The sequence below is a fragment of the Ilumatobacter nonamiensis YM16-303 genome (genome assembly GCF_000350145.1).
Lineage (GTDB): Bacteria > Actinomycetota > Acidimicrobiia > Acidimicrobiales > Ilumatobacteraceae > Ilumatobacter_A > Ilumatobacter_A nonamiensis.
Genome location: NZ_BAOL01000151.1, coordinates 1 through 20,774, shown reverse-complemented (window position 1 = coordinate 20,774; position 20,774 = coordinate 1). Strand labels below are relative to the sequence as shown.

Sequence of the window (20,774 nt, the reverse complement as noted above, 5' to 3'; positions counted from 1 at the left end):
GCCATTCCGTGTCAGACACCCGATGGTTCGTGCCTCACCGGGCGGCCGGCGCGGGATGAGGTATCGCTCGGCCGTCACGACTTCAGCCGGGTGTCGTCGGGATCGAAGGGGCCGTTCGGGCCCACGACCCTCACGGGGAAGAACTCGTTCATGTACATCACCTGCAGATCGGTTCCCTCGACCGCGAGTTCACGCGGCAAGTACGCCATGAGGAGGTGCTTGCCGACCGACGGGCCGTAGCCGGCGGTGGTCACCCGGGAGACTCGGCCGTGCGAATCGAACACCGTGTTGCCGTCGAGGTCGCAGATCGGCTCGTTGCCGCCCTGCATCCACCGCGCGCGCCCCTGCGAGTCGGTCTGGTCCTCGACGGTGAGAACACACATCAAAACCTCCGGGTCACCTGCTTCGCGCGCTGCGACGTACGCCTCCTTGCCGATGAAGTCGGCCGACTTCACCTTCGGCCGTGCCAGGCCGGCTTCGAGCGGGTTGTACTCGCTCTCCAACTCGGCGCCCTGCAGCCGGTACCCCTTCTCGAGGCGGCCCGAGGTTCCGTACACGCCGCCACCGGTCGGCCGAATGCCGTGCTCAGCGCCGACGTCGAGCAGGGCGTCCCAGACCTTCGGAGCGTCGTCCCAGTCGACGTAGATCTCCCACCCGGTGTCACCGACGTAGGAGATGCGGAACAACGCCGCGTCGATCGACTCACCGCCACAGTCGAGTTCGACCTTCACGATCGACCCGTACGGCGAGCCCTCCTGGCTGAGGTCGGCATCGGTCAGCTTCGCGAGCACCGCCGGAGCGTTCGGACCCCACAGGCCGAGGGTCGAGAAGTCGAGCGTCTTGTCGGTCACCGCGACCGAGCCGTCCTTCGGCATGTACTTCTTGATCCAGGCGAGGTCACGGCCACCGTCGAACACACCGGTGACGACGTTGACGGTGTCATCCGCGACGCGCTGCATCGTGAGGTCGGAATGGAAACCTCCGTCCGGCGTGAGCCACGGCGTGTAGGTCGCCCGGCCCACCGCCCCGATCTTGTTGACGCTCAGGTAGTCCGCGAAGTCGACAGCACCAGGACCGGTGAGCTGGAAGATCTGGAACGCCGACAGGTCGACGAGACCACAGTTCTCGCGCAGGTTGAGGTGTTCGCCGACCGTGATCGGGCTCCACCACCGGTTGTCCCATTCCACTTCTCGCTCGGCGAGTCCATAGCGCTCGACGAGGTCGGCGTTCGAGCCGTACCACTGCGGCCGTTCCCACGTTCGCGCCTGGAAGAAGAACGCGTCGAGCGCCTCCTGCCGCGAGAACAACGGTGACACCTGCAGGTTGCGTCGGTTCGCCCACTGCTCCGCCGGATGCACGATCCCGTAGGTCTTGTTGAAGTGCTCCTCGGCCCGCGACCAGATGTGTTCGTCGTTGCGCTCGTGCGAGTAGAAGCGGGCGATGTCGGCACCGTGCGCGTCGATCACCCGCGGGTATCCGTAGGTCATCCATTCGGCGACGACCTGGGCCATTCCCGGGCCTTCCTTGACCCACACCGCGGCGGCCGACCACAGGTTGCGGACCTCCGTCGTCTCCCCGAGGCACGGCATTGCGTCCGGGGTGAGCGAGAGGAGACCGTTGATCGCGTACTTGATCTCGGCGTCGCCGAGCATGTCCATCAACTCGATCGCCTCTTCCATCTGCTGGTCGAAGTCATCGGGTGTGAACGGCATCTCGGTGGGGCTGAGCGCGGCCTCCTCGTTGGACGGGATGTCGTCGGGATGGTGCAGGATCGGGCGGTGCGCGTACGAGCCCACCTCCATCGACCCGGACGACTGACGCTCGTAGCAGAACGTGTCCATGTCACGCACGATCGGATAGCTGATCTCGGACTGCGTCTCGGCGAGCACGTCCATCGGGCCGACGTCGGCCATCTGGTGCACGGCGGGGACGAGCGGGATCGTGGCGCCCGCCATGTTCGCGATCCGGTTCGACCACACCCCGCAGGCGACGACGACGTACTCGGCCTCGATCCGCCCCTTGTCGGTGACGACGGCGACGACCTTCTGCAATCCGGTTGCCGGCTCGTCCTCGGTTTCGACGTCGAGGACCTCGGTGTTCGCGAACACTTTCAGATCGGCGGTCTCGATCGCCTCGTTGCGGAAAAGCGTGCCGGTGTCGAGTGAGTCGACGACCGACACCGTCGGACAGTGGAAACCCCCGAGGATCACGTCGTCGTTGATGAACGGCACGAGTTCCTTGACCTGTGCAGGTGTGAGCATCTCCGCCTCGACGCCCCAGGCCTTGGCCGACGTCATCCGGCGATCGAATTCGTCCATGCGCTCCTGCGTGCGAGCCACCTCGATTCCGCCCGAGTCGACGCTGCGCTCGACATCGCGGTACTGATTCGCGCTCTGGACACCGAGCAGTGCCATCTCCTTGTTGTGGTCGACGGGGAAGATGAAGTTCGACGCGTGTCCGGTCGAACCGCCGGGGTTCGGCAGCGGCCCCTTGTCGAGCAACACCATGTCGGTCCAACCCAGGCGCGCCAGATGTCCGACGAGGCAGTTGCCGACGATCCCGGCCCCGATCACGACGACCTTCGCGCTGGTCGGAACTTCCTGCTCGCTCATCGCGTCTCCCTGCTCGGTGGCGTGACCATCGGGTGTCTGACACCGGATGGTTCACTTGACAACGGTGATATATCAACAGAGTATGACGGGCGTGTCAACCCCCAACTCGCTGGCCGAACGGGCCTACGACGAGATCCGTCGGATGATCATCCGGCTCGAACTGGCGCCCGGTGATGTCGTGCGCGAAGCCGATCTCAGCGCGCAACTCGACATGAGTCGAACGCCGATTCGAGAAGCACTCCAACGTCTCGCCCGCGACCACTTCGTCACCGTGATCCCCCGGCGCGGGATGTTCGTCAGCGCGATCGACGTCCACGAACTCTCGATGCTGTACGAGACCCGCGCCATCATGGAGCCCTACGCCGCCCGCCTCGCGACCCGGCGCGGCACCGCCGACGACTGGGCCGAGATGGCCGACCTCCTCGAGGAAACCCGTCGCCCCGGCACGCCGGCGGTGCAGTTGATCGAACTGGACCGGCGCTGCCACGAGATCATCTGGCGCGCGGCCGGGAACCGCTTCCTCACCAGCACTCTCGACGCCCTCTACGCGCAGTCCGACCGGCTCTGGCACATGTACCTCGCCGACGTCGCGGACATGGCCGACGCCGTCGACGAGCACGCGGCGATTCACGACGCTCTCGAACGTGGCGACGAAGACCTCGTCGCCGATCTCGTCGAGATGCACGTCAACTCGTTCGACGCCCAGGTCCGCGATGTCGTCGCTGCACGCCTCGATGCGCCGCTCACCCGTTCGCGCTGAACGGGAGTGTCCCGCTACTCGACCGTGTCAGGAGTCGGACCGAACACCGACTCGCTGAGGTCGGGACACGCATCGACGGCGTACGCCTGCAGGTCGACGACCGCCTGGTCGAAATCGTCCTCGGTTGCCGCGATCTCCTCCATCGCCGCGTCGCGCTCGTCGCCTTCGAGCTCACCGACCGCGATCCCCGTTTCGACGAAGTCGACGAGCCGCCCCGTCGCGTCCGAGACCTCGTCGGGCGCCGCATCGTGCAGGTCCTGCATCCCGTCGAGGAACGGAGTCGGGTCGTCGTCGATTGCGAGTTCGTCGAGCCGCGTCAGCGCCGCACAGAAATCGGACGCTGCCTCGGGTGCCGCACTGTCGGTCGGTTCGACCGCTTGCGTGTCGTCGCTCCCTCCGCAACTCGCGGCGAGTGCACCGAACACGACGACCGCAACGACGGAACCGGCACGCGAACGTCGGACGGAATCGATCAGCAACATGTGCACAGTCAAGCGGTTCGCCGAGCGCGTCGCTCGTCACCGATGCTGATGGTCACTCCATGGTCGCGTGTTCTGTATAATGGAACTGTTCCGTATGATGGAACCGTTCAGAGGGGGAGAGTCGTCCATGGAGTTCCCATCCGATCTGGAGATCGCGGCCGAGGCATCGCTCAGCCCGCTCGCGGACATCGCGTCGCGCTCGGGCATCCCTCTCGACCGGCTCGAACCGTACGGCTCGGGTGCGGCGAAGATCCAACTCGAAGCCATCGAGGAGATGCGCGACCGACCGCGGGCCAAGTACGTCGTCGTCTCGGCGATCACGCCGACACCCCTCGGCGAGGGCAAGACGACGACCACCGTCGGACTCGGCCAAGGGTTCAGCCACATCTCCAAGCTCGGCGTCGTCGCGATCCGTCAGCCCTCGATGGGTCCGACGTTCGGGATCAAGGGTGGGGCGGCCGGCGGCGGCTTCAGCCAGGTCGTGCCGATGGAGCTGTTGAACCTGCACCTGACCGGCGACATGCACGCCGTCACCGCTGCACACAACATGTGCTCCGCTGCGCTCGACGCCCACCTGTACCACGGCAACGAGTCGGGACTCGACCAACACAACATCACGTGGAGGCGCGTGATCGATGTCAACGATCGGTCGCTGCGCAACACCGTGATCGGACTCGGCGGGCGCCTCGACGGCGTGCCGCGGGAGACCGGCTTCGACATCACGGCAGCGTCGGAGGTGATGGCGACACTCGCGCTCTGCACGTCATTGCAGGATCTGCGCGAACGGCTCGGTCGGATCGTCGTCGGGTACACCAAGGGCGGGTCACCGGTCACCGCCGAGGAACTCCAGGTCGCCGGCGCGATGGCGGTGATCCTGCGCGAGGCGATCAAGCCGAACCTGATGCAGACGCTCGAGAACACGCCCGCGCTCGTCCACACGGGACCGTTCGGCAACATCGCCACGGGCAACTCGTCGATCGTCGCCGACCGGATCGGGATCCACATGGGCGACTACCTGATCACCGAGGCCGGGTTCGGTGCCGACATGGGCGCCGAGCGGTTCTTCAACATCAAGTGTCGTACCTCCGGACTGGCCCCGGACGCCGCCGTGCTCGTGGCGACGGTACGCGGCCTCAAAGCACATTCCGGCAACCACCGCATCGTCGCCGGGAAGCCACTGCCTGACGCCCTCCTGGCGGAGAATCCCGACGAGGTCCACCAGGGCGGCGACAACCTCCGCAAGCAACTCGAGAACATGCGCATCCACGGCTGCACGCCCGTGGTCGCCATCAATGTGTTCCCGGGCGACCACGACGCCGACATCGACGCGATCAAGGAGATCGCCGCCGAGTACGACGCCCGCGCCGCGGTCTCCACGCACTTCACCGACGGCGGCAAGGGAGCGATCGAACTCGCCGAAGCGGTCGCTGACGCAGCCGAGGAGGAAAGCCATTTCCAGGTGCTGTATCCCGATGAAATGTCGCTGCGGGACAAGATCACCACCGTCGCCCAGCGCGTGTACGGAGCCGACGGTGCGACGTTCACTCCCCAGGCCGACACGCAGCTCGACAACTACGAGGCGAACGGGTTCGGCCACCTTCCGGTGTGCATCGCGAAGTCGCACCTGTCGCTCAGCCACGACCCGAAACTCAAAGGCGCTCCGACGGGTTGGGCGTTACCGGTGCGCGAAGTCAGAGCGTCGGTGGGGGCCGGGTTCGTGTATCCGATCTGCGGCGACATGCGGACCATGCCGGGTCTCGGCACGAGTCCGGCGCTGCAATCGATCGACATCGACGCGAACGGCGACATCGTCGGCCTGAGCTGACGGGAGTACAGGATGGCCGTCTCACCCGCCAGCTTCCCTCCACCCGATCGGACCGCGGGTCGCTCGCGGTATCTGCGCCGGTCACGCTCGGTTCCGACTCACCTGCGACAGATCATCGCGGCGGCCAAGGTCGAGTTGGTTCCGATGAAGTCGCTCGATCGGGCGACCACCGAGCTCCGTCCCGCGACGTCCATCTCGATGACGTGTTCGCCGGCGAAGTCGATCGAGGCGACGCTCGATGCATCCGAACGACTCCTGGCGGACGGACATCGCGTCACCCCGCACATCTCGGCACGAATGGTGCAGTCGCCGGACCATCTCGCCTCGATCCACGAACGGCTCGGCACGCTGGGCATCCGCGAGATCTTCGTCGTCGGAGGAGATGCCTCACCGCCCGGCCACTACTTCGACGCGATCGAGTTCCTCGAGGCGTTCCTCCGCCTCGACGACGAACGTGGCACGGCGCATCGCGAGATCGACCACATCGGGTTCACCTCGTATCCCGACTCACATCCGATGATTCCGAACGAGCAACTCCACGCTGCTCTCCACCGCAAGCAGGAGATGATCCTCGCGAGCGGTCGCTCGGCCCATGTCTCCACGCAGATGTGCTTCTCCACCGACCGGATCCGGACCTGGCTCGCCGCCGAGCGCGATGCCGGACTGATCGTGCCGGTGCACCTCGGGGTTCCGGGCGTCATCGACACGACGAGGCTGTTGACCACGGGAATGCGACTGGGGGTCGGACCGTCGTTGCGCTACCTCCGGAAGAACCGGTCCGCTCTGCGTCGCCTGATGGCCCAACGGACGTTCGAGCCCGACGCCGTCCTGCGCCCGTTGTCCGACGATCTCGAGTCTCTCGGCATCGACGGACTCCACCTGTACACGTTCAACCAGGTCGCCGCGACCGAAGTCTGGCGCGAGCGCATCCTCGGCTAGACCGCGCGCTACTCCTCTTCGTCGGTTCCGTTCGCCATCTCGGAGTTCGACGGGTGACGCAGTTCGGCGGTGCGGCGCTCGAAGCGATCGTCCGCGGTGCGGTGCTCGTGTCGGCGACCGACGATGTTCTTGCCCACTCGTTTCGACACCCGCGCCGGAGTCGTGACCAACCGGAACGCCACGCTGGTGGCACGCGCCGGGAACGGGACGTAGGGGCTCTCCCGCTCCTCGGGAAGCGGATCGCTGAACAGCAGTCGGTACGAGATGAACGCCACGATCACCGAGAAGAACGCGCCCATCGTCCAGAAGAACATCGTCGGGCTCAGCCACGACATCAACGGCGCGGTCACGAGCGGCCCGACGAGGGCGCCGGCACCGTTCAATCGCACGAGCGTCCCGGACGTGCCCACCGTCTTCTCGACCGCGGTCCAGTCGAGGGTGTACGACACGACGAGTGAGTAGAGCGGGAACAGCGCGCCGCCCACGCCGAACATCACGAGCAGCATGAGGGCGCTGTCGCTCGGCACGACGATCCCCGCCGCACACACCGCTGATGCGACGACGGCGACCGCGAAGATCACGGTGCGGCGCCGCAACCGGTCGGACAGCTTTCCGACCGGCCACTGCATCACGACCCCACCGATCATCGGGACCAACAGGAACAACGCGGTGCGATCGATGGACAGCCCGACCGACGTTGCGTAGACCGCGGACAACGCGAACACGACACCGGTCGCGGCGCCGCTCATGAACGCACCGACCACGCCGGTCGGGACGATCCGCAGGAGTTCGCGGATCGGCGCCTTCTCCGGGAGTCGCACCTCGGGGGCCGAGATGTTCCCGGCGAGGGTCACGGGCACGAGCGCCATCGACACGAGCACCGACGACAACACGAACAGGCGGAACGTGTTCGGGTCGGCAACGGTGATCAACGCCTGCCCGATGCCCAGGCCCGTCATCGACACGATCATGTAGATCGCGAGCGTGCGGCCACGATTCTGTGGCGTCGACAGTTCGTTCAGCCACGACTCGATCACGATGTACAGGCCGGCGAAGCAGAAGCCGAAGATGAACCGCATCAGCACCCACGTCGGCGCGGTCACCGAGATCGAGTGGATCAACACGGCCGTCGACGCCGTCGAGGCCAGGCCGGCGAAGACCCGAATGTGACCGACCGAGGAGATCATCCGGACGACGAGCGTCGGAGCCAGCAGGAACCCGGCGAAATAGCCGGCCATGATCACGCCGGTGACGACCAACGTGAACCCCTCGCTGCTCGATCGCACACCGATCACCGCACCGTTGAGCCCGTTGCCGATCATCAGGAGAGCCAGGCCGAGGAACAACGGCCACATGCCGCTCACTCCCTGGCTCTTCGGGCGCGCGTCCGGATCGTGTGGATCGACGCTCGGAGCCATCGCGGCCGCGGCGGAGGGTTCGAGATCGGTGGTACGCAGGCCCGAGACTCTACGACTCCGACGGTCCGGCAGAACACCCCGCCGGGGTGTCAACGGCCACGCAGTCGGTCGATCCGGCGTCGGTCGCGTTTGGTCGGTCGCCCCGCACCGGGATCGCGCTGAGCGAAGGCCGGCTGCGCGTTCCGTTCGGGTGGCGGCGGGGAGAAGTCGGTGTAGCAGTCGACCGCGACCGCTGCCCCGACGCGCTTGACGATCAGCCGCGTCACCTCGACGATGCGCTCCCGGTCGCCGAGTCGGGCCTCGATCCGGTCACCGACCACGACCGCACTGGACGGCTTGGCGAGGTTGCCGTTGATCCGCACACGACCGGCGCGACACGCTGCGGCCGCGTCGGGGCGGGAGGAGGTCAGCCGCACCGACCACATCCACTGGTCGATCCGAGCACTGGTGGGTGACGTCCGAGCGATCATCCGAGTGTCGCACACGAGATGGTCATCGGCGGCCGGCGCCGTCGAACGGCGTTGCGAAGTATTTCTCGCATAGGGGTTGACTTTCACGCAGTGCGTAGTAAAGTACGCATCAAGAACAACGACCAAGCGCACCGAGCGCCCGGGTCGAACCAAACTCAAGGAGCACATCATGGACATCCCCACGCAGATCACCGACAACATCGACCTCGCCGCCAAGGCCGTCGTCGACACCAACGAGCGCATCCTCGACGGCGTCGTCAGCTTCCACAAGAGCGTCGTCGACGGCGCCGTGCGCGGAGCCGACAAGCTCCCGACCGTCGAGCTGCCCTTCGCCGACAAGCTCCCGACTCCGACCGAGGCGGGCGACCGCTACCTCGACGTCGTCGAGCAGATCGTCGCCGCGAACCGTGACTTCACCGCCCAGGTCGTCGGAATGCTCCCGACCGGTGTCGCCCCCGTCGCGAAGACGAAGGCCACCAAGGCCGCCAAGTGATCTCCTGCCGCCGTTGAACGGCGGCATGGACAACAGAACGAAGCCCGGACCGCCCCTCCCCCTTCGGTCCGGGCTCGTTCGCGTTCCGGGCCCACTGCGACCCGGTTGCAGACCTAGGATCGAGAGACCATGACCGATGCAGACGAGACGTCGAAAGGCGGCACCTTCGGCGACTTCATCCGGAGTCAACGCAAGCTCGCCGAGATGTCTCAGCGCGAACTCGCCAAAGTCGCGGACCTGTCGGACGCCTATCTGAGTCAGCTCGAGCGCGGGCTCCACCAACCGTCGGTGCGCGTGCTGAACGGGCTCGCCGAGGCGCTCAACGTCCCGACCGATCGACTGATGAGGATCCTCGGCCAGAAGGTCGACACCGATGAGGACGCGGACGCCGAAGTGACGACGGAATCGGCGATCCTCCTCGACGACGCCCTCACCGATGTCCAGAAGCAGTCGCTGCTCGACATCTACCGCTCCTTCGTCAACGCCAACGACCTCTGACCGGAAGCGCCCGGGCGGTCACCGACACAGCGCCGAGCCGGCCGGCGACACGACTAGCGTGCTGCCGTGGCCGATCTCACCGTCCGGAAGGTCAAGTTCGAGTTTCCCGACGAACTCGACGACGTGCTGCCCGGGGTCGATCCGGTCGGCGAGAGCTACCTCGTTGCCTTCTCGCTGACGATGCCGTACCTGGAGCCCTATCTCATCCGCACGTACCGGTCGATCCTCGACGACATCACCGACGAAGCGCTCGCCGCCGACGTGCGTGACTTCATCGGCCAGGAGGCTCAGCACTTCCAGAATCACCGCCGGATCAACACCATCATCAAGGGCCAGCTCGGCGACGACGTCGCTGATGAACTCCAGGTGTTCGAGGACCGACTGGACGCCGACTACCGGCGATTCAACGCCGAGAGATCACGCCGGTTCAACCTCGTGTACGCGGAGGGCTTCGAAGCGATGACGTGTGCGATGGCCATGACGATGTTCGACGATGCCGCCGCCGGCGAGGGCATGGGTGCCGACGGTCGGTTCGGACCGTGGCAGCAGCTCTGGGCCTGGCACGCTGCCGAAGAGATCGAGCATCGCACCGTGGCGTTCAACGTGTACGAGCATCTCGAGGGCAACTGGGCATACCGCGCGACCGGAGCACTGCGCGCCCAAGGGCACTTCCACCGGGCCGTCGACAACATGCAGCGAGTGCTGCTCGCCTCACAGGGCGAACCCCGCAAGCACCACGTCCCGCCGTGGTTGCGAAACGGTCGCTCGCGGTACCTGCGCACGTTCCGGCCCGGCTACGACCCCGGCGCGCTCGAGCAGAACCCACTGGTGGACACGATCCTCGCCGGCTACGCCGCCTGAGCGAGCGGCCACCCGCCGAGCTCGCGCTGATCGATCAGACGGGTTCGAGAGTGCGTTCGCGCTCGCGCTTGTCGGCGTACCGCTTCGCGACACGCTCGCTCGTCGCCATGCGCTTCATCAACTTCTCCTGAGCCTTCGCTCCCTCGCCGGACAGTCCGCCGATGTTGCCGGCGTCCCACTGCCGCAGCACGACCGGGGCGAGGATCTGCTCGTGGTGGATCTGCAGGTCGTAGATCCCCGCATTGGCGATCCGCCGCGAGTGAGCATCGAAATCGGGAATCCCGGTGCCGGGCATGGAGAACTTCTTCACCTGCCGCTCCATCGCGATCATCATGGTGTTCGGGTCCACCTCGACAGCTGCTGCAGCGAGGTCGCGGTAGAAGAGCTGATGCAGGTTCTCGTCGGCACACACGCGCTTCATCACGTCGTACCCGACGGGGTCGCCGATCTGCAGCCCGGTGTTGCGGTGGGAGATCCGCGTGGCCAACTCCTGCAGGGCGAGGTAGACGAAGCCGTCGTGAAGTGTCTCCGGGTTCGGGGTCTCGCCGAGTGACACCTGGGCCATCCGACCGCGCTCGAGCTCGACCAGATCGATCGCCCGCGTCGCTGCGAGGTACCCGTAGATCACCATCGAGTGACGGCCTTCCTCGGCGGTCCAGCGTCGCACCCAGGTGCCCCACGGACCGTCGGCACCGAACAACGACTCGACCGTGCGGAAGTAGTACGGCAGATTGTCCTCGGTCAACAGGTTGACGTACAGCGCGCTGCGCACTTCGGGAGTCAACGTGTGGCCGTCGAGGTCGGCGTCGCTCTCGGTCCACTGGTGGCCGGCCTCGAAGTCACGCCCACGCGAGTGGGGAACGTGTTCGTGCGGGAACCACTCCTTGGACGTCTCGAGGTGGCGTTCGAGGAGTTGTTCCACCACTGGTGTCAACTCGAAGAGGATCTCCTTGTCTTCCACGGAGGCCAGCCTACCTTCCGGTAGGTAGGGAGTCGAGTCGCGTGAGGGAAGTCACGTCCGCGACTGGCGGGAATCCTCGGGCGCAGGGCCGCTGAGCTGCCCGTATGCCTCGGAGACAATCTCCTTGAGGGGCCGCCCGAGCGCCCGGGACGCACGGACGACGTCGTCCCATTCCACACTTCGGTTGACGATCTCGCCCGACCGCTCCGCCGTCTTCACCCTGATCGCGTGACCCGCGACCATCACGACGCTCGCGGTGCGATCCAGCACGTCGCGGTCGAGGACGTGGCGGCGGAGGCCGATCGTCGTGGTCTCGCGGAAGATCGCGGCGGAGACCGCCTCCACATCAGCCGGAGCGCACATCGCGCTGAAGATGTGCGCCGGGCGGCCCTTCTTCATGACGATCGGTGTGACCCAGGCATCGACCGCTCCGGCGGACATCACCGTCGTGATCGCCTCGGGCCACATCCGCGGGTCGAGATCGTCGACGTTCGCGTCCAACTGCACCACCACATCACCGGCAGGCACCGACACCGCGGTGGACTCCGATCGTTCGCCGACGACCAGGCGACAGAGGTTGGCGACCACGTCGGAGTCGCGCGTTCCGGCACCGGAACCGATCGTGTCGACGGTGAGGTCGGGCATCGACCCCCACGACGTCACCCACTCGGCGAGGAGCGCCGCGCCGGTCGGTGTCGTCGACTCGAACGGCGCGGGTCCCGAAGCGACGGGGCCGACCCCGCGCATGAGTTCGAGCACCGCCGGGGCCGGGACCGGAATCGGACCGTGCGCGCCGCGTGTCATCCCGCTTCCCAAGCTCAGCGTCGAGCAGTGCAACTCCTCGAGGCCGAGGTCGACGAGACCGGCGCAGACACCGACGACGTCGGCGATCGAGTCCAGCGCACCGACCTCGTGGAAGTGGACGTCGTCGACGTCGGTGCGGTGCACCGTGGCTTCCGCTTCGGCCAGTCGCCGGAACGTGGAGAGGGCGCGCGAACGCACGCGCTGCTCGAGGGTGTCGAACAACTCGACGATCTCGGGGAGGTGTCGCACCGTGCGCGTCTCGGGAACGTGGACGTCGATCTTGATGCCGCCGATCCCGGCGCGCACGACGGGCTCGGCACGGAACTCGATTCCGAGGTGGAGATCGTCGACGGCACGTTGAATCACGGAGAGGTCGACCCCGGCGTCGACGAGCGCACCGAGCAGCATGTCGCCACTGGCGCCTGCCCCGCCGTCGATCCAGCCGATCGTCATTCGGCCGCACCGCCGAGGAGCGACAGCATCCGCACCGCCGCGCATGCCGCACCGAACCCGTTGTCGATGTTGACGACCGTGACGCCCTGGGCGCAGCTGGCGAGCGCGCTGTGCAATGCCGTCGAACCACCGGTGGCCACGCCGTAGCCGACCGACGTGGGCACCGCGACGAGCGGCGCCGCGACCAGCCCACCGAGCACCGACACCAGCGCGGCGTCCATCCCCGCGACGGCGATGACGATGTCGGCGGCACGGATCTCGTCCAGCCGCTCCTCGAGTCGCCACAGCCCGGCGACGCCGACGTCGACGATCGACTCGACGCGTACCCCGCTGAACTCGAGCGTCCGCTCTGCCTCGGCGGCGACAGCGGCATCCGAGGTCCCCGCTGCCACCACGGTGACTCGGCCCGGACGGGGCGGGCGGACACCGTGGAGGATCGCCGTGCGCGAAACGGGGTCGATGTCGAGCCGTTCGAGGAGTCCCGCGGGGAGCGATGCCAGCTGGTCGCTCCGGACGCGGGTGAACAACCGCGGCTGGTCGGTGCTCTGCGTCAACTCCGCCACGATCGCCGCGAACTGTTCGACGGACTTCGGTTCGCAGAGCACCGCCTCGGGCATCCCGATCCGTTCGAGACGGTCGTGGTCGTGTCGATGGGTCACGTCGCTGCGTGCTCCGGGTCGCGAACGAATGCGCGACCGGGCGAATACTCGAGGTCGTCCAGCTCGACGCGGTCGATCGACGACTCGATGGTGGTCATCGCCAGACTCAACTCGGCAAGCAGGTCGTCGGTGATCAACGCGCGTGCCGAGTTGTCGACCTCGACGAGCACCGAGCTGTTCCGGACGCGACAGCGCACCACGTCGAGACCGGTACGTTCCCGGACGAGCCGCTCACCGGCCTCGATGGCACGGAGTCGCGACGGGGTCACCCGGGTGCCGGTGTAGAGCCGACTGGCGAGGCAGGGCGACGCCGGCAGATCGGCATCGACGAGGTCGAGATGGCGCGCGATTGCGCGGATCTCGGCTTTCGTGATCTTCGCCTCGACGTAGGGGTGACGCACCTCCCGTTCGGCGGCTGCGGCGAGACCCGGCCGGTATTCGCCGAGATCATCGAGGTTGGCCCCGCTCAGGATCACGGACCCGGTCGACTCCGACCGACGCACCAGTTCTCCGACCGCGTCGTACAGATTCAGCTTGCAGTGGTAGCAGCGATCGACCGGATTCACGAGGTACGCCTCGTCGTCGAACTCCGTCGATCGCACGATCGAGAGGTCCCACCCCTCACGTTCGGCGTACTCGACCACCCGTTCGGTCCCGTCGCTCGGAACGGCCGGCGTGACCGTGTGCGCGACGGTCGTCGCCGTCGGCTCTGCGAGATGCGCAACCGTTGCCAGAACGAGCGAATCGATGCCCCCGCTGCAGGCGATGACGCGCTCGCCGATCTCCGAGAGCGTGCCGTGGAGTCGGTCGAGTGCGGCGACCGCGTCGGGGCGAGCCGTGATCGAGACCTCCACGTGGCCCATTGTCGCAACATGGGGCGACGCTTCCTCGCGAGCGATCAACATGTCATGTGCCGTCGACGATCAGACCGCGCGATAGATCGAGTCCAGCCGGGGCTGCGCACCCGCTCCCTGCGCATCGACGACCACCTCGCCGTCGGCCACCAGCTTCACGAGATGCCCGAGCACGCTCGCACCGGCGGGCCGGTGGAGCGTGACCGCGACGTCCCGGTACAAGTCGGTGACCATCGCCGGGATCGTGTTCCTGCCGCGACGAACGGCATCACGGACCTGGCGCTCGCGGTCGAGGCGATGATCGACCAGCTGCCCGACGAAATGGCCGGGGCGATCGATCGGCGAACCGTGCGTGGGCACGGCCACGTCATCGCGTCGGCCGGCGACCATCCGCAGCGAGTTCATGTAGTCCCCCATGTCGCCATCGGGCGGCGAGACCACCGTGGTGCTCCATCCCATCACGTGATCGCCCGTGAAGAGGACGCGTCCCGCGGTCGGGCTCGTCATCGCGAAGCACATGTGGTTGGACGTGTGGCCCGGAGTGTGGACGCCGGTGACCGCGATCGTGCCGTCGGCGAACACGGTGTCACCGGAACGGACTTCGACATCAGGGGTGAACGCAGTGTCGGTGGCCTCCTCGACCTTCGGCTCGACCGGTGGCTCGGCCCCGTCGCCATCTTCGCGAGTCGAGTCGGCGGGATCGGGGCGACCGAAGTCGTCGGGGAGCGAGCCGATGTCCCAGTCGTCGGTGGACGACCCGTGCGGGCCGTACGCGTAGGCCGGTGCTTCCGATTCCGAGCGGAGCCAGGCGGCCAGCGGTGAATGATCCGCATGGCAGTGCGTGACCAGAATCGAGCGCACCGTCCGACCGTCGAGCACCATGGCCAACGCGTCGCGATGGGAGTCGAGGTTCGGACCGGGGTCGATCACCGCGACATCGGCGCCGTCCCCCACGATGTACGTTCCCGTTCCTCGGTAGGTGAACTTCGACGGGTTGTGCGCGACCACGCGCGTGACCCCCGGCAGGACCTCGTCGGCCACGCCGTACTCGAAGTCGTCCGTTTCCAGTGTCACGAAATCCATGGGCACTCCCCTTTCACGATCCGGCGGTGGCCCAGGCGAGCGGCATGATCCGGCCGACCTCGACACCGTGGCCCGTCACCCGAACGGTCACCTCGTCGCGCACCCCGGACAGGTCGCCATCGACATCGACGTCCAGCGCCCGCAGCATCTCGACGGTGACGGCGCGGCGGACCGGTTCGGATCCATCGGCGACCTTCAACGCGGCGGCACGACCGTCGGCGGTAGCGAGTGCCATCACTCCGGACGCGCCCTCCTTGGCGATCAGGCCCGGCACCGCCCGCATCCACAGGCTCACGTCCCGTCCCGTCCCGCCGACCAGACCCGGCTCGGCACGCATGGCGCGGACCACCGCCGAGTCTTCACGGACCAACGTGCGGAACGCGCGCGCGACATCGACGATCGGCATGAGATGGGTCGGAGCACCACAGCCGTCGACGCCGACGTGGCTGACCGACCCGCCCGGTCGACCGGTGAGCCGATCGGTCTCCGCATGAATGGCGACCTGGAGCGGATGGTCGGCATCCAGATAGGTCTCGGTCGGCCAGTCGTTGATCCGACAGGTGGCGAGCATCGCAGCGTGCTTGCCGGAGCAGTTCTGCTGGATCGACGACGGGGCGATGCCGGCAGCAGCGGCGGCGCGGCGCGCGTCGGCACCGTACGGCCGGTCGGGGGTGTTCGCGAGATCGTTCTCGGTCAGACCGTGGAGGTCGAGAATCTCCGCGACGGCGTCGAGGTGCTGCCGCTCGCCGGAGTGGCTGGCGCACGCGACCGCGAGCAGACGCGGCGGGAGGACGAGTCCGGCGCGCACCATCGCCGCCGCCTGGAACGGCTTGAGCGCCGATCGCGGATAGACGGCCAGATCGGGGTCGCCGACCGAGTTCGCGACCGATCCGTCGATCGCGAGCAGTACTCCCGCGCCCAGGTGCAAGGACTCGTCGACGCCGTTGCGCGTGGCGACCGCCACCGGCGCGAACGAGTCGGCCGAGAACCGGGGATGCTCCGTGAGGCACATCAGCCGTCTGCCTCGCGCGTCCGTCGGGCACGCTCGCGAACGGAGACGTCGGTGAGCGGGCTGTTGATCACCTCGAAGCGTTCACCCACCCCGCCGAGGAGCGCCTGCATCATGGCAGCACCGGGCAGCGCGAGGATCGCGCCGACCGGACCGAGCAGCGCTGCACCGGCGAGTGCCGCGCCGAACGCGACGGCAGGGTGCATCTCCATCGTGCGTGCGGTGATGCGTGGTGCGAAGAGGTAGTTCTCGATCTGCTGGTAAGCGACGATGAAGATCAGGACGATCAGGGCGTCGACCGGCGAGATGACCACGGTGACGAGCAGCGGCAGGATCCCGGCGAGATAGGTACCGACGACCGGCAGGAACTGGCTCATCAGACCGACCCACAGCGCGAGCGCCACGGGTGCCGGCGTTCCGATCACCTGGAACAGGATCCAGTGCGAGATCGCCGAGATCAACGCGAGGAGCGCTCGGGAGTAGAGGTAGCCGCCGGTCTTGGTGACCGCCACGTCCCACGCCGCGAGGACCTGAGTCTGACGCGCCGGACGCATCCTCGAGCACAGCGCCCGCCGGAGCTTCGGTCCGTCTGCGACCAGGTAGAACGTGAACAGCAGCACCGAGAGGCCCTGGATGATCACCGACACCGCGGCGAACGACAGCCGGACGGCTTCGTCACCCTGGGACTGGATGAACTCCTGCACGCGGCCGTCAGGATCGGTGAACTCGTCGAGCACCGACTGCGGATCGATGTGTGTCCCGAAGGTCGAGTTGAGCCAGTCGACCGACTCGGTGATGTACGTCTCCGATTCGGAGAGCAGGTCCGCGATCTGTGTTCCGACGAGCGTGCCGATCGCCCCGAGGAACCCCACGAACACCACGAACACCACCGACAGAATCGCGAGGGTCGCCGAGCCACGACGCCATCCGCGGCGCGCGAGCAGGTTGACGCCCGGTTCGATCGCGAGCGTGAGGAAGATCGAGACCAGCAGGAGAACCAGCAGGCCCGACAGACGATGGAACACGTGGCGGATGACGAACGTGAGCAGGAATCCGAGCCAGAAGATGGCGATCGTCGGAACCGCCCACCGCGGGACCCGAGGGTCGGTGCTGCCAGCCTCGGATGCGAGCGAGGAGGGGTCGTCCGCGTCCGACCCGGCGTCATCCTGCGTCGTCACAGCCCGGAACGTATCAACTGGCGTCAGACCCCAGTCGATACCTGCGCGGTGCACGGGCGCCACGGAGGTGGAACGATGTCCACATGTGGGAGTTCGCGTGACCGAGGCGCTCCGTTCGTGGCTGGGCGATCAGGTGCGGACGCGCGTTGTCGGAAGCGACGCAGCGGTTCGGGCTGCCGAGCTGTTCGACACGGACGAACCGGGATGGTTCGCGGACGATGCGCCGATCCGTCGGGTGCATGCCGACGCATCGATGTTCGTGGGCGGTCTGCGTGCACTGCTGTTCCAGTCGCTGCACCCGCGAGCGATGGCCGGGGTGGCGCAGCACTCCGACTATCGGCACGACCCGTGGGGCCGGTTGCAGCGCACCGCCGACTTCCTGACCGCCACGACGTTCGGGCCGGCGAGCGAGGCCCAGCGGGCCGTCGAGGTGGTGCGTCGGGTCCATGTCCACGTCGTCGGCACGACACCCGACGGCGAACCGTACGCCGCGAACGATCCGCATCTGCTCGCCTGGGTCCACATCGCGGAGCTCGACAGCTTTCTCGCCGCACATGATCGATTCGGAGCCGATCCGCTCCACGGTCGCGAGCGCGACGAGTACATCGCCGACTCCGCCGTGATCGCCGAGGCGCTCGGGGTCGTCGATCCACCGACCACCGAGTCGGAACTGCACGATCAACTGCGTGGCTTCCGGCCCGAGCTCCGGGGAACCCGCGAGGCGCGCGACGCGGCGCGCTACCTCCTCCTCCAACCACCGCTCCCGCCCGCCGGACGAGCGGCGTACGGATTGATCGCCGGTGGCGCGGTGTCGCTCATGCCGGCATGGACGCGGTGGCCGCTCCGACTCCCGTGGCTCCCCGTGACCGAAGCAACCGTCGGCCGAGCCGCCGGCGACGCCATCACGAAGACCCTCCGCTGGGCCATCACCGCCTGAGCTGTCCGTCGGTGCCGGTCACCGACGACCATTTTCAGAGCAGGAGCTTGGTCGCGGAGTCGATCCAACGGGCCACACGCTTCTCGTTCACGCCGAGGTCGCTTCTTCCATAGCGGGAGCGGGAGAAGATCGCGAGTGTCGAGCCGCCCTCGGGGAGGTCGATGAAGCGCACGGACACGTAGTCGGGGAACGCGAACACGTAGCTGCGCTGGACATAGGTGACCCACCCGTCCTTGTACGACCCGGCGAGGACCTCGACCCGCCCGTCTGCGTGCGCGGCCCGGTCGAACAGTCGAGCCACGCGTTCTGCGCGGTCGTCGTAGATCGGCGGATGCCCGTCGCGATCGGGATCGCGCTCGACGGCCGCGTCGGCCGGGACGAGCCGATACCAGTTCGGCGTCGACGGGTTCGTCGATGTCGTCGGCTCGACGTGCCAGACGTCGGGATCGGAGGGGGCGTTGCGGACGCGGTTGGACACGAGCGCGATCGCGGCGACGACGAGCAGGATCGGAACGACGGCGAGCACGTGATGACCTTACGAGGTGTGCGCGCGCAAGGCTGGAGCCAGGTCGCCGCGTGGGGACACCTCGACACCTGCGCCGAGCCCGAGCCAAGCGGCCATCGACCGCAACTCGGCGCTCATCGGCTCGATGACCGTGGCCGGATCGATTCCTGGCTCACCGTGAGCCCCCAGCACCAGCAGCCGCCCGTTCGCCCGGTCGGCCTTCACGTCGACGCGGGCGACGAGTCGATCGTCGAGCAGGACCGGGAGGACGTAGTACCCGAACACCCGTTGTGGCTTCGGAACGTAGATCTCGATCCGGTAGTGGAAGTCGAAGAGTCGCTCCGCCCGATCGCGGAACCAGACGACCGGGTCGAACGGACTGAGGAGCGCGCAGCCGCGGACCCAGCGCGGCAGGTACGCGTCCGGATGCATGAACGCCGGTCGGGTCCAGCCGTCGACCGTCGTCGCGACCAGTCGTCCCTCCTCGACGAGTTCCGCGAGCAGCGCTCGGGTGTGGACGAGACGGTGGTAGTCGGCGAGGTCGGCTGCAGTTCCCACACCGTGGTACTGCGCCGCGAGCACGAGAAGTTCCTTCTTCGCGTCGTGCTCCGACGGTCTCGGAAGATCGAGCACCTCGGCGGGGATCACCCGCTCGGCCAGGTCGTACAGGCGCGCGAAGTCGTTCGGTCGACGCGTCGCCGCCACCTCACCCGTCCGGAAGAGGTGCTCGAGTGCGAGCTTGCCGTCGTCCCAGTCCCACCACTGACCTTTCGGTCGATCGCGCATCTCGAGGTCGCTCGCGACGAGCGGACCCTCCACGCGCACGCGGGCGAGGACCGACTCGATCACGTCGGGTCGTTCGGCCGCGAAGCGCCGCATGCTCTTCCAGCGGGGATGGCCCTGCATCGCCCAGCCGTACAGCGGTCGCTGCTCGACCGGGACGTGGCACGCCTCGTGGACCCAGTACTCGAAGAGCTCGCCCGCCGCCGTTGCGTCGGGAATCAGCGAGCGAGGATGCGGACCGAGCCGGGCGAAGAGCGGCAACTCCTGGCTCCGGACGAGCACGTTGACCGAGTCGATCTGGATCAGACCGATGTGGCGGAGCACCCGCCGCAGGTGTCGGCGATCGACTCGACCGCTCGGACGCGGGGTGCCGAAGCCCTGCGCGTACAGCGCGATTCGTCGCGCCTGCGATGCCGACAGTTCCCCCATGTCCCGAGCGGTCCGTTGCCGAGAACGCGCGTTGGTGACCGGCACCAACGCGCCGTTTCAGTCGGCTTCGGTGATGGCGACCGAGTTGATGACGACGTCGTCGTGAGGACGATCACCGCGGGCGGTCGGGACGTTCTGCATCGTGTCGAGCACGTCGAGGCCCTTCACGATCTGGCCGAACAGGCTGTACTGCGGCGGGAGACCGACGCCGGAAGCGCCCGACACCAGGAAGAACTGGCTGCCGTTGGTGTTCGGGCCGGCGTTGGCCATCGCGACCGAGCCGATCTGGTACTCGCGCGGCTTGGGAAGCTCGTCTTCGAACTTGTAGCCGGGACCGCCGGTGCCGGTGCCGGTGGGGTCGCCACCCTGGCACATGAAGCCGTTGATGATGCGGTGGAAGATCACGCCGTCGTAGTAGTGGTTCAGCGCGAGGAACACGAAGTTGTTCACGGTCTTCGGTGCCTTCACGGCGTCGAGCGCGATGACGATCTCGCCGAGCGACGTGTCGAGCGTCGCGGTGTAGCGCTTGCTGGTGTCGATCCCCATCTCCGGCGGTTCGGAGAACTTCTGGGACTTGGGGGCGGAACCGTCGAAGGGCGGGAAAGCTGTTGCCATGGCGTCGCAGGGTATCGGCCGAGCGGCGACAGCCCCGAGTACGCGCAGAAGCCCCGGCCGCCCATCGCCGGCGACCGGGGCTTCCGTCGCGTCACGTCATGCAGGCATCAGGACGGCGTCGATCACGTGGATCACACCGTTGCTGG

Annotated in this window: 21 protein-coding genes; 7 read left to right on the top strand and 14 right to left on the bottom strand. The window is 67.3% G+C overall.

Annotation, left to right across the window (positions count from 1 at the left end; all coding sequences use genetic code 11):
• Window positions 1-74: 74 nt before the first annotated feature.
• Entirely contained in the window at window positions 75-2,612 is a 2,538-nt protein-coding gene (locus ON45_RS13780) for a GcvT family protein (protein ID WP_040494566.1), read from the bottom strand.
• Window positions 2,613-2,703: 91 nt separating this feature from the next.
• Between ON45_RS13780 and ON45_RS13775 the strand changes: the two genes are divergently transcribed.
• Window positions 2,704-3,372 (top strand): GntR family transcriptional regulator, encoded by a 669-nt coding sequence (locus ON45_RS13775; RefSeq protein WP_158412415.1) that lies wholly within the window; start codon window positions 2,704-2,706, stop codon window positions 3,370-3,372.
• A gap of 14 nt (window positions 3,373-3,386) precedes the next feature.
• Here the strand turns inward: ON45_RS13775 and ON45_RS13770 are convergent, their stop codons facing one another.
• Window positions 3,387-3,854 (bottom strand): hypothetical protein, encoded by a 468-nt coding sequence (locus ON45_RS13770; protein WP_148288689.1) that lies wholly within the window; start codon window positions 3,852-3,854, stop codon window positions 3,387-3,389.
• A gap of 127 nt (window positions 3,855-3,981) precedes the next feature.
• On the opposite strand from ON45_RS13770, the gene ON45_RS13765 reads away from it, so the two are divergent.
• On the top strand, window positions 3,982-5,679 hold the full coding sequence (locus tag ON45_RS13765; RefSeq protein WP_040494564.1) for a formate--tetrahydrofolate ligase: 1,698 nt from the start codon (window positions 3,982-3,984) through the stop codon (window positions 5,677-5,679).
• A gap of 12 nt (window positions 5,680-5,691) precedes the next feature.
• Window positions 5,692-6,618, top strand: a complete 927-nt coding sequence (locus ON45_RS13760; RefSeq protein WP_040494563.1) for a methylenetetrahydrofolate reductase — start codon at window positions 5,692-5,694, stop codon at window positions 6,616-6,618.
• 8 nt (window positions 6,619-6,626) lie between these two features.
• On the opposite strand, the gene ON45_RS13755 is transcribed toward ON45_RS13760, so the two are convergent.
• Together ON45_RS13755 and ON45_RS13750 are read right to left on the bottom strand one after the other, a co-directional pair.
• Window positions 6,627-7,973, bottom strand: a complete 1,347-nt coding sequence (locus tag ON45_RS13755; RefSeq protein ID WP_158412413.1) for an MFS transporter — start codon at window positions 7,971-7,973, stop codon at window positions 6,627-6,629.
• Window positions 7,974-8,125: 152 nt separating this feature from the next.
• Window positions 8,126-8,506: an RNA-binding S4 domain-containing protein gene (locus ON45_RS13750; RefSeq protein WP_040494573.1), complete on the bottom strand. Its 381-nt coding sequence runs from the start codon at window positions 8,504-8,506 to the stop codon at window positions 8,126-8,128.
• A 169-nt stretch (window positions 8,507-8,675) separates the two neighbouring features.
• Between ON45_RS13750 and ON45_RS13745 the strand changes: the two genes are divergently transcribed.
• From ON45_RS13745 to ON45_RS21580, 3 genes are all read left to right on the top strand, one after another.
• Window positions 8,676-8,999 carry a hypothetical protein gene (locus tag ON45_RS13745; protein ID WP_040494562.1) on the top strand — a complete coding sequence of 108 codons (324 nt, stop codon included), beginning with the start codon at window positions 8,676-8,678 and terminating at the stop codon, window positions 8,997-8,999.
• A 129-nt stretch (window positions 9,000-9,128) separates the two neighbouring features.
• On the top strand, window positions 9,129-9,497 hold the full coding sequence (locus ON45_RS13740) for a helix-turn-helix domain-containing protein (RefSeq protein ID WP_040494561.1): 369 nt from the start codon (window positions 9,129-9,131) through the stop codon (window positions 9,495-9,497).
• 66 nt (window positions 9,498-9,563) lie between these two features.
• On the top strand, window positions 9,564-10,358 hold the full coding sequence (locus ON45_RS21580) for a metal-dependent hydrolase (RefSeq protein WP_051063057.1): 795 nt from the start codon (window positions 9,564-9,566) through the stop codon (window positions 10,356-10,358).
• A 34-nt stretch (window positions 10,359-10,392) separates the two neighbouring features.
• Here ON45_RS21580 and ON45_RS13725 read toward each other — a convergent pair whose 3' ends face one another.
• The 7 genes from ON45_RS13725 to ON45_RS13695 form a co-directional block, all read right to left on the bottom strand.
• Window positions 10,393-11,319 carry an acyl-ACP desaturase gene (locus tag ON45_RS13725; protein ID WP_206537699.1) on the bottom strand — a complete coding sequence of 309 codons (927 nt, stop codon included), beginning with the start codon at window positions 11,317-11,319 and terminating at the stop codon, window positions 10,393-10,395.
• A 51-nt stretch (window positions 11,320-11,370) separates the two neighbouring features.
• A complete protein-coding gene (gene larC, locus ON45_RS13720; RefSeq protein ID WP_040494570.1) occupies window positions 11,371-12,576 on the bottom strand; it encodes a nickel pincer cofactor biosynthesis protein LarC in 1,206 nt (401 codons plus the stop codon).
• A complete protein-coding gene (gene larB, locus ON45_RS13715) occupies window positions 12,573-13,235 on the bottom strand; it encodes a nickel pincer cofactor biosynthesis protein LarB (RefSeq protein WP_040494559.1) in 663 nt (220 codons plus the stop codon). The genes larC and larB overlap by 4 nt, the downstream gene beginning before the upstream one ends.
• Window positions 13,232-14,089, bottom strand: a complete 858-nt coding sequence (gene larE, locus ON45_RS13710; RefSeq protein WP_051063061.1) for an ATP-dependent sacrificial sulfur transferase LarE — start codon at window positions 14,087-14,089, stop codon at window positions 13,232-13,234. The genes larB and larE overlap by 4 nt, the downstream gene beginning before the upstream one ends.
• Window positions 14,090-14,158: 69 nt before the next feature.
• A complete protein-coding gene (locus ON45_RS13705; protein WP_040494558.1) occupies window positions 14,159-15,172 on the bottom strand; it encodes an MBL fold metallo-hydrolase in 1,014 nt (337 codons plus the stop codon).
• A 13-nt stretch (window positions 15,173-15,185) separates the two neighbouring features.
• The gene (locus ON45_RS13700; protein WP_051063056.1) at window positions 15,186-16,184 is read right to left on the bottom strand and encodes an asparaginase; all 999 of its coding nucleotides are present in this window, start codon (window positions 16,182-16,184) and stop codon (window positions 15,186-15,188) included.
• Window positions 16,184-17,359, bottom strand: coding sequence for an AI-2E family transporter (locus ON45_RS13695; RefSeq protein WP_040494557.1), 1,176 nt, complete (start codon window positions 17,357-17,359; stop codon window positions 16,184-16,186). The genes ON45_RS13700 and ON45_RS13695 overlap by 1 nt, the downstream gene beginning before the upstream one ends.
• 97 nt (window positions 17,360-17,456) lie before the next feature.
• Between ON45_RS13695 and ON45_RS13690 the strand changes: the two genes are divergently transcribed.
• Window positions 17,457-18,296: an oxygenase MpaB family protein gene (locus ON45_RS13690; RefSeq protein WP_241432208.1), complete on the top strand. Its 840-nt coding sequence runs from the start codon at window positions 17,457-17,459 to the stop codon at window positions 18,294-18,296.
• A gap of 34 nt (window positions 18,297-18,330) precedes the next feature.
• Here ON45_RS13690 and ON45_RS21575 read toward each other — a convergent pair whose 3' ends face one another.
• The 3 genes from ON45_RS21575 to ON45_RS13675 are packed head-to-tail and all read right to left on the bottom strand — an operon-like array spanning window position 18,331 to window position 20,628.
• Window positions 18,331-18,822, bottom strand: a complete 492-nt coding sequence (locus ON45_RS21575) for a DUF1499 domain-containing protein (RefSeq protein ID WP_051063055.1) — start codon at window positions 18,820-18,822, stop codon at window positions 18,331-18,333.
• Window positions 18,823-18,831: 9 nt separating this feature from the next.
• Entirely contained in the window at window positions 18,832-20,013 is a 1,182-nt protein-coding gene (locus tag ON45_RS13680; protein WP_040494555.1) for a winged helix-turn-helix domain-containing protein, read from the bottom strand.
• Between the two features lie 57 nt (window positions 20,014-20,070).
• Entirely contained in the window at window positions 20,071-20,628 is a 558-nt protein-coding gene (locus ON45_RS13675) for a peptidylprolyl isomerase (protein ID WP_040494554.1), read from the bottom strand.
• Between the last annotated feature and the right edge of the window lie 146 nt (window positions 20,629-20,774).